At 59.1% G+C, this 13,221-nt stretch carries 13 protein-coding genes; 5 read left to right on the forward strand and 8 right to left on the reverse strand.

Annotation, left to right across the window (positions count from 1 at the left end):
* Positions 1-10: 10 nt before the first annotated feature.
* Positions 11-1,252, reverse strand: a complete 1,242-nt coding sequence (locus ACP0KA_RS17000) for an ABC transporter substrate-binding protein (RefSeq protein ID WP_424629909.1) — start codon at positions 1,250-1,252, stop codon at positions 11-13.
* A gap of 103 nt (positions 1,253-1,355) precedes the next feature.
* Between ACP0KA_RS17000 and ACP0KA_RS17005 the strand changes: the two genes are divergently transcribed.
* Genes ACP0KA_RS17005 through ACP0KA_RS17020 form a run of 4 tightly spaced genes read left to right on the forward strand, consistent with a single transcriptional unit; the run spans position 1,356 to position 4,583 of the window.
* A complete protein-coding gene (locus ACP0KA_RS17005) occupies positions 1,356-2,087 on the forward strand; it encodes a GntR family transcriptional regulator (RefSeq protein ID WP_424629910.1) in 732 nt (243 codons plus the stop codon).
* A complete protein-coding gene (locus ACP0KA_RS17010; protein ID WP_424629911.1) occupies positions 2,053-2,448 on the forward strand; it encodes a carboxymuconolactone decarboxylase family protein in 396 nt (131 codons plus the stop codon). Before ACP0KA_RS17005 ends, ACP0KA_RS17010 begins: the two co-directional genes overlap by 35 nt.
* A complete protein-coding gene (locus ACP0KA_RS17015) occupies positions 2,441-3,340 on the forward strand; it encodes an NAD(P)-dependent oxidoreductase (RefSeq protein ID WP_424629912.1) in 900 nt (299 codons plus the stop codon). Before ACP0KA_RS17010 ends, ACP0KA_RS17015 begins: the two co-directional genes overlap by 8 nt.
* Positions 3,341-3,353: 13 nt before the next feature.
* Positions 3,354-4,583: an alpha/beta fold hydrolase gene (locus tag ACP0KA_RS17020; protein ID WP_424629913.1), complete on the forward strand. Its 1,230-nt coding sequence runs from the start codon at positions 3,354-3,356 to the stop codon at positions 4,581-4,583.
* A gap of 15 nt (positions 4,584-4,598) precedes the next feature.
* Here the strand turns inward: ACP0KA_RS17020 and ACP0KA_RS17025 are convergent, their stop codons facing one another.
* From ACP0KA_RS17025 to ACP0KA_RS17040, 4 genes are read right to left on the reverse strand one after another with little or no spacing between them, the layout of a single operon-like run.
* Positions 4,599-5,009 carry a hypothetical protein gene (locus ACP0KA_RS17025; protein ID WP_424629914.1) on the reverse strand — a complete coding sequence of 137 codons (411 nt, stop codon included), beginning with the start codon at positions 5,007-5,009 and terminating at the stop codon, positions 4,599-4,601.
* A gap of 1 nt (position 5,010) precedes the next feature.
* On the reverse strand, positions 5,011-6,222 hold the full coding sequence (locus ACP0KA_RS17030) for a glycosyltransferase family 4 protein (RefSeq protein ID WP_424629915.1): 1,212 nt from the start codon (positions 6,220-6,222) through the stop codon (positions 5,011-5,013).
* Positions 6,223-6,230: 8 nt separating this feature from the next.
* Positions 6,231-7,505: a glycosyltransferase gene (locus ACP0KA_RS17035; RefSeq protein WP_424629916.1), complete on the reverse strand. Its 1,275-nt coding sequence runs from the start codon at positions 7,503-7,505 to the stop codon at positions 6,231-6,233.
* Positions 7,502-8,296: a WecB/TagA/CpsF family glycosyltransferase gene (locus ACP0KA_RS17040; protein WP_424629917.1), complete on the reverse strand. Its 795-nt coding sequence runs from the start codon at positions 8,294-8,296 to the stop codon at positions 7,502-7,504. Before ACP0KA_RS17040 ends, ACP0KA_RS17035 begins: the two co-directional genes overlap by 4 nt.
* Before the next feature lie 194 nt (positions 8,297-8,490).
* On the opposite strand from ACP0KA_RS17040, the gene ACP0KA_RS17045 reads away from it, so the two are divergent.
* Positions 8,491-9,591 (forward strand): endo-1,4-beta-xylanase, encoded by a 1,101-nt coding sequence (locus ACP0KA_RS17045; protein WP_424629918.1) that lies wholly within the window; start codon positions 8,491-8,493, stop codon positions 9,589-9,591.
* Here the strand turns inward: ACP0KA_RS17045 and ACP0KA_RS17050 are convergent.
* Genes ACP0KA_RS17050 through ACP0KA_RS17060 form a run of 3 tightly spaced genes read right to left on the reverse strand, consistent with a single transcriptional unit; the run spans position 9,588 to position 13,203 of the window.
* Positions 9,588-11,024 (reverse strand): lipopolysaccharide biosynthesis protein, encoded by a 1,437-nt coding sequence (locus tag ACP0KA_RS17050; protein ID WP_424629919.1) that lies wholly within the window; start codon positions 11,022-11,024, stop codon positions 9,588-9,590. The two genes, ACP0KA_RS17045 and ACP0KA_RS17050, sit on opposite strands and share 4 nt — an antisense overlap.
* 2 nt (positions 11,025-11,026) lie before the next feature.
* Complete coding sequence (locus ACP0KA_RS17055; RefSeq protein ID WP_424629920.1) at positions 11,027-12,088, reverse strand: acyltransferase family protein; 1,062 nt, start codon at positions 12,086-12,088, stop codon at positions 11,027-11,029.
* A complete protein-coding gene (locus ACP0KA_RS17060) occupies positions 12,085-13,203 on the reverse strand; it encodes an acyltransferase family protein (protein WP_424629921.1) in 1,119 nt (372 codons plus the stop codon). Before ACP0KA_RS17060 ends, ACP0KA_RS17055 begins: the two co-directional genes overlap by 4 nt.
* Positions 13,204-13,221: the final 18 nt, after the last annotated feature.

Consider the following 13,221-nt stretch of genomic DNA (forward strand, 5'->3'; position numbering starts at 1 on the left):
GCGCTTTGACTTAGAGCTTCCAGACGGGTTTCGATTTGGCGAACGAATCCGGCCAGACGGTCACAAGATCCTTGCCGCGCCACTGCACCATCACCGGAACGGAGAGCGTGTTCAGGCCCGTTTTGTCGAACTGAACGGCGCCGCCGGTCATGGCTTTGGTCCAGCCACCGGTGAACTTGGTGCCATGCAGGACCTTGCGCAGCGCATCGAGGTCCGTCGACTTGGTCATTTCAAGCGCCTGGGCCAGCACGTCTACTGCGGCTGCAAACTCCACGGCTTCATGCACCATGAAGTAGCCGAAACGCTTGCGGAAGCGCTCGGTGAACTCAGGCGCAAGATCGTAGGTCGCCGGAGAAATCGACAGGACGTTTTCCGCAGATGCGCCAAGGCCCTTTTCGAAATCTGGAATAATGTACCCCGCAGCGCCGCCGATGGTCGGAATCTCGAGTTTCTGCTGACGCATGCCGCGGACAATCTGAAGACTGTCATTCAGATACGAGACCGGGAATACGGCCTGCGCATTCGATGCGCGCAGTTTGTTGATCAGCGGCGTGACGTCGGTAATGCCGAGCGGATAGCCTTCGTCCATGACGATTTCGATGCCCGCCGCCTTGGCACCCGCGCGCAGACCGCCAGCCTGCGATGTGCCATAGGCCGTGTCTTCAAACATGATCGCGATGCGATCGAGCTTTTGGCCGGCCGCCTTGGCGATCTCGATACATCCATCGAGCTGGGCCTTGCCGAGGACGGAGCCTTTGGCCACGACCTGGAAGATGTTCTCGAAGCCGCGGCCGGTGAGCTGGTCGGAGAAGGACTGGGTGAACAGCGGAATGCCTGCGCGTTCCGTGACTTCCGACACCGCAAGCGTGAGCGCGGACGCAAAGCATCCGAAAGCGGCGACGATCTCGTTTTGCGACACAAGGCGTTGGGCCACGCTGGCGGCGGTGGTCGGCGTCGAGGTTGCGTCTGCGACGATCAGATTGAACTTCGCGCCGCCGAGCGCCTTGATGCCTCCTGCAGCATTGATCTCGTCGACAACGAGTTCAATGGCATTGCGTGAGTTGATGCCGAACTGCGCATTCGCGCCGGACAGCGGCAGGATGGCGCCGATATTGATGGCTTTTCCTTGCGCATGACCAACGCCGGAAAAACCTGATGCCATCGCAAGGCCTGCAGCGGAAGCGAGCAGGCTTCGGCGCGTGAGAGCCGTTTTGCCGCCAAATGCGGAATGCGCGGTCTTCTTCAAATCCATTTCAGTCCTCCCTTTTGATGTTTTGTTTTTTGTGACCTTTGACCGAACAGCTTTCGCAGTCAAGCAGATTGACAGATTGTCTAATAAAGACGAAGTTAGATGAATGAGCGAGATGGATCTCAATGTCAGCAGAGAAGCGGTCACGCTGCGCATGCGCGTGGAAGACAAGCTTCGTGGCGCGATTGCCAGCGGCATTTTCAAGCCGGGACAACGTCTTATCGAGCGTGAGTTGTGCGAGCTGACCGGGGTTGGACGCACGTCAATCCGCGAAGCGGTGCGGCAACTTGAGGCAGAGGGGCTGATCACATCCGTGCCGCACCGTGGTCCGGTGGTGGCGCGAATCTCAGTCGACGAAGCCCAACAACTCTATGCCGTGCGCGCGCTGCTCGAGGGAGCAGCCGGCCGCGCGTTTGCGGAACGGCGTCCGCCGGACATGCTCGCGCAGATGTTCGCGGCGGTGAGTGAACTCGAAAGCGCGGCCATATCCGGTGACCGGGATGCGCTGATCAAGGCTAAGACGCGTTTCTATGATGCGCTGATGCGGGGATGCGGAAACATCTACATCCAGCAGATGCTGACCAATTTGCACAATCGCGTCACCATGCTGCGCGCGACATCGATGACGCATCCCGGCCGGCTTCCGCAAAGTCTCAAAGAAATTCGCAACATCGCGGAGCTGATCCGCGCTGGAGATGCACAGGGCGCTGAGCGCGCATGCATCGAGCACATTCACGCCGCAGCCGCGATTGCGCTCGCGGTGCTCTCGGATACCGAACAAGAAACAAAAACGGAGACTATGCATGTCCGCAAAGCGACCCCGCTCGGAAAAATTTGAAAAAGGCTTGAAGACCCGCACGGCGGTGCTCGGCTCGGACTATGTCGAGAAATCGCTAGCGAGTGCCGATGATTTCAGCTGGTCGATGCAGCAGCTCAGCACGGAATATTGCTGGGACGAAATCTGGAATCGTCCAGGTCTCGACCGTCGCAGCCGCAGCATCCTCAATCTGGGAATGATCGCTGCGCTGAACCGGCCGCATGAGTTGAAGCTCCATATTCGCGGCGCGATTCAGAATGGCCTTACCAAGGACGAATTGAAGGAGATTTTTCTTCAGATCGCCTGTTACTGCGGTATTCCCGCTGGCATCGACAGTTTCCGGCTGGCGCGCGAAGCTTTCAAGGATATGGGCATTGACTAAGGTCATCACTCCTCCCGACGTCGTTGTTTTTCTCGGCCTTGGCCAGATGGGTCTGCCGATGGCGAAGCGTTGCCTCGCCGCAGGCTTCGAGGTCCGCGGTGCGGATCCGTCCGCATCGGCGCGTGAAGCTTTCGCGGCGGCGGGTGGCAAGGTCTTTGAGACGGGAAGAGAAGCTGCAAAAGGCGCCTCCCTTCTGATCACAATGCTGCCTGACAGCAAGGTGGTGCGTGACGCAGTGCTCGGTCCTCAAGGCGTGGCGGACGCTCTCGCCAAGGATGCGCTGATCATCGACATGAGTTCGTCCGTTCCGGTGGACACCCAGTCGCTGGGGAAGGAATTGGCCGGGCGCGGCATCGGTTTGATCGACGCGCCGGTCTCCGGTGGTGTTCGGCGCGCGATCGACGGCACGCTGTCGATCATGGCCGGTGGTGACGCCGAATTGGTGGAGCGCGCGGGGCCTGTGTTGCAGGCGATGGCCAAGTCGGTGTTCGCCACCGGACCGCTCGGTTCCGGTCACGCCATGAAGGCCCTCAACAACTATGTCTCGGCAGCGGGCCTCGTCGCTGCATGTGAGGCGCTGCTCGTGGGACGGCGGTTCGGCCTTCAGCCCGATACGATCATTGATGTTCTCAACGCATCGACCGGCAAGAACAACTCCACCGACGTCAAGATGAAGCAGTTCGTGATTTCCGAGAGCTTCGCTTCCGGCTTCTCGTTGGCCTTGATGGCCAAGGATCTCCGCATCGCTGCAGATCTGTCGAAATTCGTCGGACTGGATGCATCGAACGCCGAGACTGTCGCCAAAATCTGGGAGCAGGCGAAGGGGACGTTGGATAAGAGCGCTGACCACACCGCGATCTATCGCTACATCGCATCGGCAGTCGAAGATTGAGGTCGCCGCGGTGGTGAGCACGGTCGAACGTCTCAAGGCGAGATTGGCATCTGCTCTGGATGATGCGGAGTATGTACGTCTTGGTCCGAGCCTGTCGTTCAACGTTGCTTTCCAGGCGGGTGAAGCGAATGTGCGGCTGGTGTTCGAGAATGGACGCTTCTCATTCGTGGATCAGATCGGACATACGCAGATCCGCGTGAAGGCTGCGGCGGAGGCCTGGGACAAGGTTCTTCAAACTCCGCCGCCGCCGACGTTCCATTCGTTCACGGCTCTCGACCTCGTCAATCCGGAATTCAGCATCGACGCCGAGCCTCTGCTCCTTGCTCAGGCTCGCCCCGTGCTGGAAAGACTTGTCGAGCGGCTCATTGACGCGCAGCCCGCAACGCGTGCGTCGCCTCCGCGAAACTTGTCTCAGATCGAAGGGCGATGGCACGAGGTCACAATTCGCGGCGTTGCTCATGAGATCTATGCCGAGACAGCAGGCGAGGGCACGCCGATCCTGTTCCTGCACACGGCCGGAGCAGATTCACGGCAGTTCATCGCGCAACTGAGCGATACGGAACTCGCGGGACGCTTTCAGATGATCGCAGCAGATCTGCCGTTTCATGGGCGATCGATGCCGCCACGCACGTGGGACGGCGGTGACTACAAGCTTGATCTTGCCACCTACCGCGATTGGTGCGCTGCAATCCTCGAACAGGTCGTTGGCCGGCGGGCGATCGTGGTCGGGGGCTCGATGGGGGCCGCGATGACGATGGTGCTTGCAGCGGAGAGACCGGAGCTGCTGCTCGGTGTCGTTGCCGTCGAACCGCCGCTGTTGTCGAAGGGGCGACGTAATCCGTTCCAGCATCATGTCGCGGTCCACGGCGCCCTGCACAACGCAAGCTATGTGCGGGGCCTGATGAGCCCGCTCAGTCCGGAAAGCGATCGCCGCCGCTCAGCCTGGATCTACAGCCAGGGGGCTCCCGGTATCTATGGCGGCGACCTCGCCTTCTATTCCGACGAGTTTGATGGCGCTCTTACTGCAGGCAGGATCGACGCCGGCCAAACGCCGGTTGCACTGCTGTCCGGCGGTTACGACTATTCGGCAACCCCGAAGGATGGTCGCAAGCTCGCGGAGCTGATTCCGGGATCGTTCTTCAAGGAGATGCCGGGCTTGGGCCATTTTCCGATGTGCGAGAATCCCGATCTCTTCAGGCCTTATCTGCAGGACGCGCTCGATCACGTCACGACCAATAAGTAGCCGCGGTCGGAATCGTCAGGACAGATTGCCCTTGATCTTCTTGCAGGGCGTCGATGCTGTCGACGACATCTGGATGATGCGGGAGACTGTGGGCGTCGTGGCGAGGTCCTTGCGTGTCAGAAAGCGCAGCGTCCCGGTCGGATAAGCGTCGCAAAATGCGGAGAGCGTGGCTGCGGTCGCAGCTATGCCATCCTGCTTTGGAATCACCGCGATGCCGCCGTCCTTCAGGATATAGGCATCCTTGACGTTCGACATCGAGGTCGTGGCGAGGCACGTCTTGAACAGGCTTTGATAGGCCTGCGGCGGTAGGAGGAGATCTCCGCCGAGACTGCCAAGCAGGTAATCGCGACTCTTGCTGCAGCTCTCCGCGTGCGCCGAGGAGACGCCAAGCGTCACTAGAAAGATCGCGGCGGCGAGCGATTTCACGTCAGTGGCCTATCGGCATCACGGGCTGCGCGCGGCTCGCATTCAATGATTCGATCACCGCCGCAATACGATCCTCCGGACGGGACAGGCCGTAAGTCTCCGCGGCACAACGCTCCCACGACAGCGCACGGGCGTGTGAGGATGCCCCGGCAGCGAGGATCGAACGCGTATCACTGTCGTCAACCATTTCCACGATCGCCTGCGCAACGGCTTCAACATTCGGTTCGACAAGCAATCCCGTCTCGTCGGCGAGCACGGCATCGGGAACGCCTCCGATCGCAGTGGCGACGCTGGGCAGTCCGCCGGCGCCGGCTTCGAGATAGACGAGACCAAATCCTTCCACGCGGCCTGAGGGATCAGGCACGCCGGTCAGGCAGAAGAAATCGCTCGCGCCATAGATGTCGCGAATCTGTTCATTGGTGAGCGAGCCGAGAAGATGGATTTCGCAATCCGACTTCTCCACCATCTCGCGCATCTCCGCGACATAGTCCGACTCACCTTTCGGGCCGATCACCAGCCATGTGATGCGCTGACGCAACTCCCGGGGCAAACGCTCCAATGCCGCCAGTGTCAAATGATGCCCTTTGCGGCGGGTCAGGCGAGCGACGGTGACCATGACGATCTTGTCCTGATCGATGCCGTAAGCTTTGCGCACGTCTTTCCGCCTGCCGCGCGGTTTAAACCAGAACTCCGAAACGCCGAGCGGAATGGCATTGACGCGCTCTTCATCAATGGCAAAGCGTTCGCGGAACAGTTCGCGGGTAAATCTACTGTTGGCGGCGACTTCAGTTCTTGGACCGAACACACCCGCGGCGCGGATGGCCGCGCGTTTGAGCGGGGTCTGGGTCTCGTTGATCTCGGTGCCGTGTACCGTCATCAGGAGACGGGCCTGTGTCCGATGCCGCGCGAGCGCGAGGGGAATGAAGAACGGCCAATCCGCGGCGTGAATAATGTCAAAGTCTTCGATCCGGACCTTGCTGTGGGCCAGCAGGATTTTCGCGGGCAGATTTTTCATTGAATGCAGGCCACCGTGAAACCGAACAAGCCGGAACGGGAGCGCTCGATCTTCCGCGGTCGAATCCGCCGCATAGTCCGGCGCGATGACTGTGACGCGCGCCCCAAGCTGCGAGGCGGCAAACGCGATTTCGCGCGCATAAGTTCCGATCCCGCCGGTTGCGGGCGCGAATTCGCTGGTCAACATGAGGATATTCATTGGCAGCCTCAGTGAATGGGCGGGCTGACCATGCCGCGCATGTTCTGGATTTCCTGGTGATAGCGGTATACGCGCGCGAGCTGCGTCCCGGGCGTGAACGTTCTGATATTGCTGGCGATGCGGGAGGGGTCCATCTCGCCGGTCGCAATCGCATTTCGCGCGTCGATGAACCGATGGGCGAGCCGCTCGACCATGTCCATACGCGAGTCGCTGCGCTGAACAAGGAACCCGCTTTCGCCATCACGAACGGCTGACTCGAGTTGCGGAAGGTGCATCGCCACTACGGGGCGTCCGACGGCCAGGGTTTCCAGCACGAACCTCGGCATGCCCTCGAACTCAGATGTGAGAATGCCGGCATGTACTGAGGCAATTGTCGCGGCCATGCCGGCAGCGTCTTTGAAGCCGTGGCGAATGGTGATGTCTTCGATCTTGGCGAATTCCTCAAACCGGTGCGGGTCGCTGGTGCCGATATAGTTGAATTCGACGCCGCCCGGCATCAACTGCTTGAGGCGGTTGATCGTCTCGAACATCAGCGGCGGATCTTTGAATTCATCCAGCCGGCCTGCGAAGACAATCCGGAATGGCGACATGTCGACAGGCAATGGTTGCGGCTTGAAGATGTCCGTATTGACCCACGTCCACAGGGTATCGATCTTTTCCTTCTGTCGCGGATAGGTCTTCTGAAGACGTTCGGTGATGAATGGATTGACGCAAAGAAACTTCGCGCTTGCGGCCACCGCGAAGCGCTCGCCAGCGTTGTGAACGAACGCATATTTGCGCAGAAGGGAATCCATCTGAAGTTTCGGCGCGCCCTCACCATGAAGCATCTGGATGAAAGGCAGGCGCAGGATGACTGGCAGCCAGGAAAACTCTACACGCCGGAGGTCAATGGAACATCGCCGCTCGCGGATATGCTTGGAAATGGTGCCGAAGTGTCGCAACAGAGCGACAAAGAATTGCCCGGTCAAGGACGAGCGAATGGTGCGCGCCGCTTCGCGGGCCTGCTGATCGGTATAATGAAGGATCGGTAGGAAATCGAAGGTGCGCCCCCTGAATGTAAGCTTGTGAATTTCACCGAGCGCGAGGTCGCCAATGGAGTCCACTCCGATAAAGAGCAGATCCGTGTCAGTCGGATGAAACGTGATGAAGTCGCGAATATAGGTCTCAAGCCCGCCCACCTTCTGACCGCGAGGGTCGAACGGATGAAGCAAGCAGATTTGATATCTCTGCCGGCCAGGCGCCGCATTTCTTGCGCGCTGCGCGAGTGTCACTGTTGAAGTCATGCCACTTTCCTCATCCGTGCACTCACGATTTGGGGGATATTGCGGAATACCAGACTGGGAATTACCGCCATGCATCGCGCGTAACGTGGCCCCATGCGCCGCGGGTTACTCAGCATGCGCCATGCCCATTCAAGACCAACCTTCTGAGTGAACGATGGAGCGCGCGATTGCGTGTTCGCAACGAAATCGAGACCTGCTCCGATGCAGAGCAGGCCGGTTCCCGACAATTCATCGAGACAGCGAGCCGAGAATATCTCCTGGCGCGGAGCACCCAGTGCGACAAAGCAAAGTTTGGCGCCTGAAGCGCGTATTTTTGCAATTGCTTCGTCGGCTTCCTCCGAGTGCGGATCGAAGTTCGGACCAGGGGCGTGTGAGCCGACGATCTCAAGGCCCTCGTATCTCTTCGACAAGCGTCTCGCTGCGCGGTGAAGCGAGAGATCGCTCGATCCCAGCAGAAAGACCGGAACTCTTCGCTGCCCTGCCTGCTGGCAGATCGGCGCGACGAGGTCGGCGCCGGTTGTTCGCTGGATTCGCGTGCCGGCGAGCCGGCCGAGAATCACAATGGGGAAGCCGTCAGCGGTAACGAAGCGCGCGCGACGGTAAGCCGCACGAAAATCGGGGCGGCGCTGAAGTTGCACCACATGATCCAGATTCAGCGTGCAGACGGAGAAATTCTCGCCTCGTTCAGCGGCCGACACGATTGAAGATACGGCCTCTGACATCGAGTACATGTTGATGGTGATGCCATCAACGACGAGATCGTTAGTTGGTAGCGTGTGCGGATCCAGCACGTCCATCCCCATGGCGATTTGCTCGGAATTACGTCTGCACAAATTTCAATCGCGTCGCGATGAAATGACGTCGAACGATTTTGTGTTCGACGAGCATGGTCACGAAATCGCACTATTGCGTCGCAACGATGGCGTCATGCCTGCACAATGATGAAATAAGAAAAGTGCTTCAGTTTTCTCGATGGAGATCTGCCATGCATGTGATGCGGACACGACGACAGATGATGTCGATGATTGCAGGAGCAACCATCGCAACCCAGAGCAAAATTGCGCGCGCCGCTGCAACTGAAAGTCTCGGTGCAATTGCTGCATCAAATGGATTCGTCTTCGGAGCAGCAGCAGGCCCTGTCGTCTTCAACGATCTCGCGTATCGCGAGCTCTATCAAAAGCATACGCGAATCATCACGACTGATGTCGCCATGAAAATGGGCACTATTGCGCCTCAAGATGGGCCGAAGCGTTTCGAAAGCGCGGACCGTTTGTTGCAATTTTGTGCAAGCAATAAGATCCCCATGCGCGGACACTGCCTCATTTGGAATGAGTGGGTGCCTGCTTGGATCAAGAACAAGAGTAAGTCCGAACGGCAAGCCTTCTTCGACGGCTACATCGAAGATGTTGTGGGTCGTTACGTCGGAAAGCTCCAGTCATGGGATGTCGTCAATGAGCCGTTCTGGCCGGGACATAAGGCGCCCGGTGGCTATCGATTGGGGCCTTGGTACGACGCATTCGGAACCGACTATATCAAGCGCGCGTTCCAGCGCGCCGGTGCCGTGGACAAGACGACAAAATTTGTTCTCAACGAAGCGCAAACAGAACGCGATGATGATGTTGGTCGCGCTGTTCGCGAAGGTCTGCTGCGTCTCGTCGATGAGTTGAAACACGCAGGCGTTCGTCTTGATGTCGTCGGGCTACAAGGCCATCTGCAGCCGCGCTATCCGCATGATCCTGCGCGGTTCGCTGATTTCGTTCATGCACTCGCGGAACGCAAGGTCGACATCTACATCACCGAATTCGACGTCCGTGACGATACGTTCCCCGACGACATCAAGACGCGCGACGCCATGATTGCGGACACGGCTGAGAAATTTCTCACCAATGTCCTGCGTATTCCGGCTGTGAAGACCGTGATCGCGTGGGAGCTCGCCGACAACTATTCCTTCTACACCGACGCCGCGCGGAAGAAGAATCCACTCGCCGAGCGGCTTCCCCGGCCGTTGCCGTTCGATCAGGACATGAAGCCAAAGCCGCTCTGGTTCGCGATGGCGCGCGCATTCGAGAAGGCAAGGAAGGCTTAGCCCGTCTGCTGGGGGCGCGCGCTGAGCAGCCTTAAGATCGACGGTGCATAAAGAATAGCCAGAGTGATCATGTAGACACAGGCACCGCCCGCGATGTGGGTGGCCAGTGCGACGAAGTTGCTGGCTTCCGGCAGGGTCTGGAGCACCGCGCCCATGGCGACCGTTGCAATCGCGATGCGGACGAGGTGCGTGAGCGGCAGCGTCAATCCGAATTTCGTGAAGCCGATCGCGAAGCTTGCGATGGCAGCACAGGATGCAGCGGCAACCGTTGCGACCGCGCCGCCCACAATGCCCCAATACCAGATGCCCGCGAAGCTGAGTGCAATAGTGACGGCCGCATCGATGCTCGCAACCACGATCATCAGGCGGGTGCGGCTATGGAGCAGAAAGACCTGATCGCCGAAATGCGCGCGCAGATTGCGGATGGCACCGGCGAGAACTGACAGCGGCAAGACGGCGAGGGTGACCTGCTGGAACGGCCCGGCGATCAGCAGGTGGACGATGTCCGTTCGCAACATAAAGATTCCGACGATACTCGGCGCGAGAATGGCGATCAGCAGCGCGCTGTTCTCGGAGAGTTGCTGCATCGCGGCTTTGCTGCCGCTTTCTTCCATCTGCTTGACGGCAATGGGAAACGCGGCCGCTGTCACCAGCATGGCCGCCACGGCTGCGGCCCGCTGGCCGAGGCCGTAACCAACCGCGAACAGACCGGCAGCAGCGACACCGAGCATGTCGTTGACGATGAAGCGGGAGGCATTCAGGCCAACCCAGCCCAACGCCCCTCCAACAATGAGCGGGATGCCGTAGTGCAGGGCATGCCTGACGATTTCACGATCCATTGGCCACAGGCTGCGACCATAGCGGATCCTCGGCAACACAATCAGTGTTGCAAGAAGCTGTGCGACGGCATAGCCGGCAAGCGGCCACTCCGGGTCCTGTCCCAGCAGCTTGATCATCAGGAGGCCGATGAGGAAGCCGACGGCCGGACCGATCACCTGCTGGATCGAATAGACGGCGATCTGCTGCTGCACGCGGGCGCGTTCGCCAATATAGAGATTGAGAGAGCGGGTAATGACATAGGCGACCGTGGCAACGATAAGTCCGGTGTGGGCATCCGGGGCGATGACGAAAAAGAGTGTCGCGATAACAGCTGCACTCTGAAGCACGATGGACGTCAGCAGGATCGCATTTTCGGTCCGATGGAAGCGGTTTGCTTCCTCCCCATTCTGGAATCGGCCGAAGAAGCGCAGGGCGTATTGCGACCACCAGGCGAGGAAGCCGATCTGCAGAAGTTCGTGGGTTGCGGTGACCAATGTAATGATGCCGAGCGTGTGCTCGTTCACCACATGGGTCCACACGACCATGGCGATCAGCTGAAACAGCGGGCCTATGAGCTGCGCCGGCATATAGAGAAGTGTATGTCGCAGCAGCATGGTCAGGCTCCCAACCAATGCGATACGCGCGCGGATGCGACACGGCGGATAATCATCAAGGCGAAGATACTGATCACGGCAGTTGTGACATAGGTGATTGCAAAGTCGGTGACAGCGCCGGACTCGTGCAATGAAAAATGGTCTCTCAGGATCATGATCACGAAGATGTGCCAGAGGTAGATGAAGTAGCTGCCCGATCCGATGGACGCCAGAAATTGGCTTCGCGGGTGAAGACCAAGCAGCAGAATGGAGAGAAGCGCGGCATAGGCAAAGAATGCGGTTGAATCATAGTCGGCCGCATCGCCGATTCCGGCAACGCGGACCGCGGCATAGGTCACGTAAGCGATCAGCGTCGCAGTCGTGATCAGGAGCCGGCTATCTCTCAGCGCCAGTCCCGCGCTGGAGGTTCCAACAAGCGCGCCAAGTGCAACGAAGGAGAACCAGAACGGGATGTCGCGCAGGCGGACTTCCTGCACGAAGGACTCTGAGAACCCTCTGTGAAGGAGCAACGGATCGAGATAGCTGCCGACCACAAGGCCGGCCAAAATCGAGAGCGCCAGCAGAATGGCCAGGCGCTGCTGGGTCTGGTGAGAGTTTGCATCGGATATGCGGAAGACCAGCCAGAGGCAAATCGTGCAGCCGACATAGACGAAGACGTAATAGTAGACGAACACATAGGCGAGAACAAAACGGGCGACGGTTGTCGTGATGCGATGATCCATCGCCGGATTGTGCCAAGCCATATAGACATATGCCGCAACGAACGCGATCGCATACGGAATCACGGCTGTCTTGACCCGTCTTCCGAGCGCAACGCGCCCCGATAGGGCGGTAAGGTAGCCAGAGGCAAACAAGAAGATGGGAACGCAGGGGCGCAACGCCGCATCAACGATCTTTCCCCAGAACGGGTCGAGCGGCTGCGGCATCGAGTGGATCCCGATCACCATGAGAATTGCGATTCCGCGCATGGTGTCGATGCCGATATCGCGGCCGGCGACCCGGGTCTGCGCATGTGAATTCTGGATCCAATCCGCGGAGATTTGCGTCTGCGTCGCGGTTATCATCGCAATCTCTCCTGCTGGAGAGCCGCCGTGGCCGGAATATCACGCGTGACGTTGCGATCGAAAACGCCGTTGAAATATCGGCGCAGGGGCGTTTCGAAGTAGTGATAGGACAGGATGCTGGCGACAGCGAGGACCGATACTGCGACAGGAAGCAATGCTAGTTTTCCGCCCGGAAATGCATGCGCGTCCGCAAAGCGCGCGCCGAACGTCAGTACGACGGTCGCAATCGGGATATGCAACATGTAGCAGGAGTAAGTGTAGGCGGCGCCGCGATCAAGGCGGAGTCGGGTGAGGAGGCTGGAGCGTCGTGCACTGTCGTACTGAACCGCGAGAACGGCGATCGCATACACCGCAATCAAGCCTGCCATCTCAGGCAGCAACCAGCCAAACAGCATAAATCCGACAAGCGCAACAACGAGCAGACCTGGAACGGCCGGCCAGCGCGCGATTTCGTGGCGGTAGAGATAACATACAATCCCAAGGCTAAACCCCGGCAACGCGCGGAAGACGCCACCCTTATTGATCCACTCTGCCCAGGGGCCGGTACCCGTCGCGGAAGCGTAGATGGTGTTGGCAAGCATCAACAGAATGACAAGCGCGGCAACTAGCCGACGGCGCGGGGCAAGAAACAGCGCAACGATCGGGAATGCCAGATAACAGAACATTTCCGCGGACAAGGACCAACTGGGGAAATTGAACGTCAGCCGCTCTCCGTCCAGCGCATGAAGTAATAGAAGCTGAGCCGGGATGTCGTGCAGGGGATAGCGCGCGGGATTGTCGGACTTGGCTAGTCCAAGATACAGCGCGAGTGCGATCACGACATAGAACGCAAGCGTGGCCAGATGCAGCGGGTAGATCCGCGCGAGCCGGCGCCAGAGAAAGAGCATCACAGCGCCCGGCGTATCGACTTTGCCGAGATACTGGCTGGCGATCACGAAGCCTGACACCACGAAGAACAGGTCGACAAACAGATTGAGGTGCTGGGTATGCGCAACCATGAAGCGCCCGGGCGGATGGTCTTTGACGTAGTCGGCATAATGCAGAACCACGACGGCGCAGGCGGCGATGATCCGCAAGCTGTCGAGATTGTCCATCGTGTCCTTGTTGGTCTGCAAGAAACGTGTCCTTGGCTT

Origin of the sequence: Bradyrhizobium sp. SYSU BS000235 (genome assembly GCF_049747295.1) — a bacterium.
GTDB lineage: Bacteria > Pseudomonadota > Alphaproteobacteria > Rhizobiales > Xanthobacteraceae > Afipia.

Excerpts from the sequence above, each read along its gene's own strand:
- ACP0KA_RS17000 (WP_424629909.1), bottom strand. The coding sequence starts at position 1,252 with ATGGATTTGAAGAAGACCGCGCATTCCGCATTTGGCGGCAAAACGGCT.
- ACP0KA_RS17005 (WP_424629910.1), top strand. The coding sequence starts at position 1,356 with ATGAGCGAGATGGATCTCAATGTCAGCAGAGAAGCGGTCACGCTGCGC.
- ACP0KA_RS17010 (WP_424629911.1), top strand. The coding sequence starts at position 2,053 with ATGTCCGCAAAGCGACCCCGCTCGGAAAAATTTGAAAAAGGCTTGAAG.
- ACP0KA_RS17030 (WP_424629915.1), bottom strand. The coding sequence starts at position 6,222 with ATGAATATCCTCATGTTGACCAGCGAATTCGCGCCCGCAACCGGCGGG.
- ACP0KA_RS17035 (WP_424629916.1), bottom strand. The coding sequence starts at position 7,505 with ATGACTTCAACAGTGACACTCGCGCAGCGCGCAAGAAATGCGGCGCCT.
- ACP0KA_RS17045 (WP_424629918.1), top strand. The coding sequence starts at position 8,491 with ATGCATGTGATGCGGACACGACGACAGATGATGTCGATGATTGCAGGA.
- ACP0KA_RS17050 (WP_424629919.1), bottom strand. The coding sequence starts at position 11,024 with ATGCTGCTGCGACATACACTTCTCTATATGCCGGCGCAGCTCATAGGC.
- ACP0KA_RS17055 (WP_424629920.1), bottom strand. The coding sequence starts at position 12,088 with ATGATAACCGCGACGCAGACGCAAATCTCCGCGGATTGGATCCAGAAT.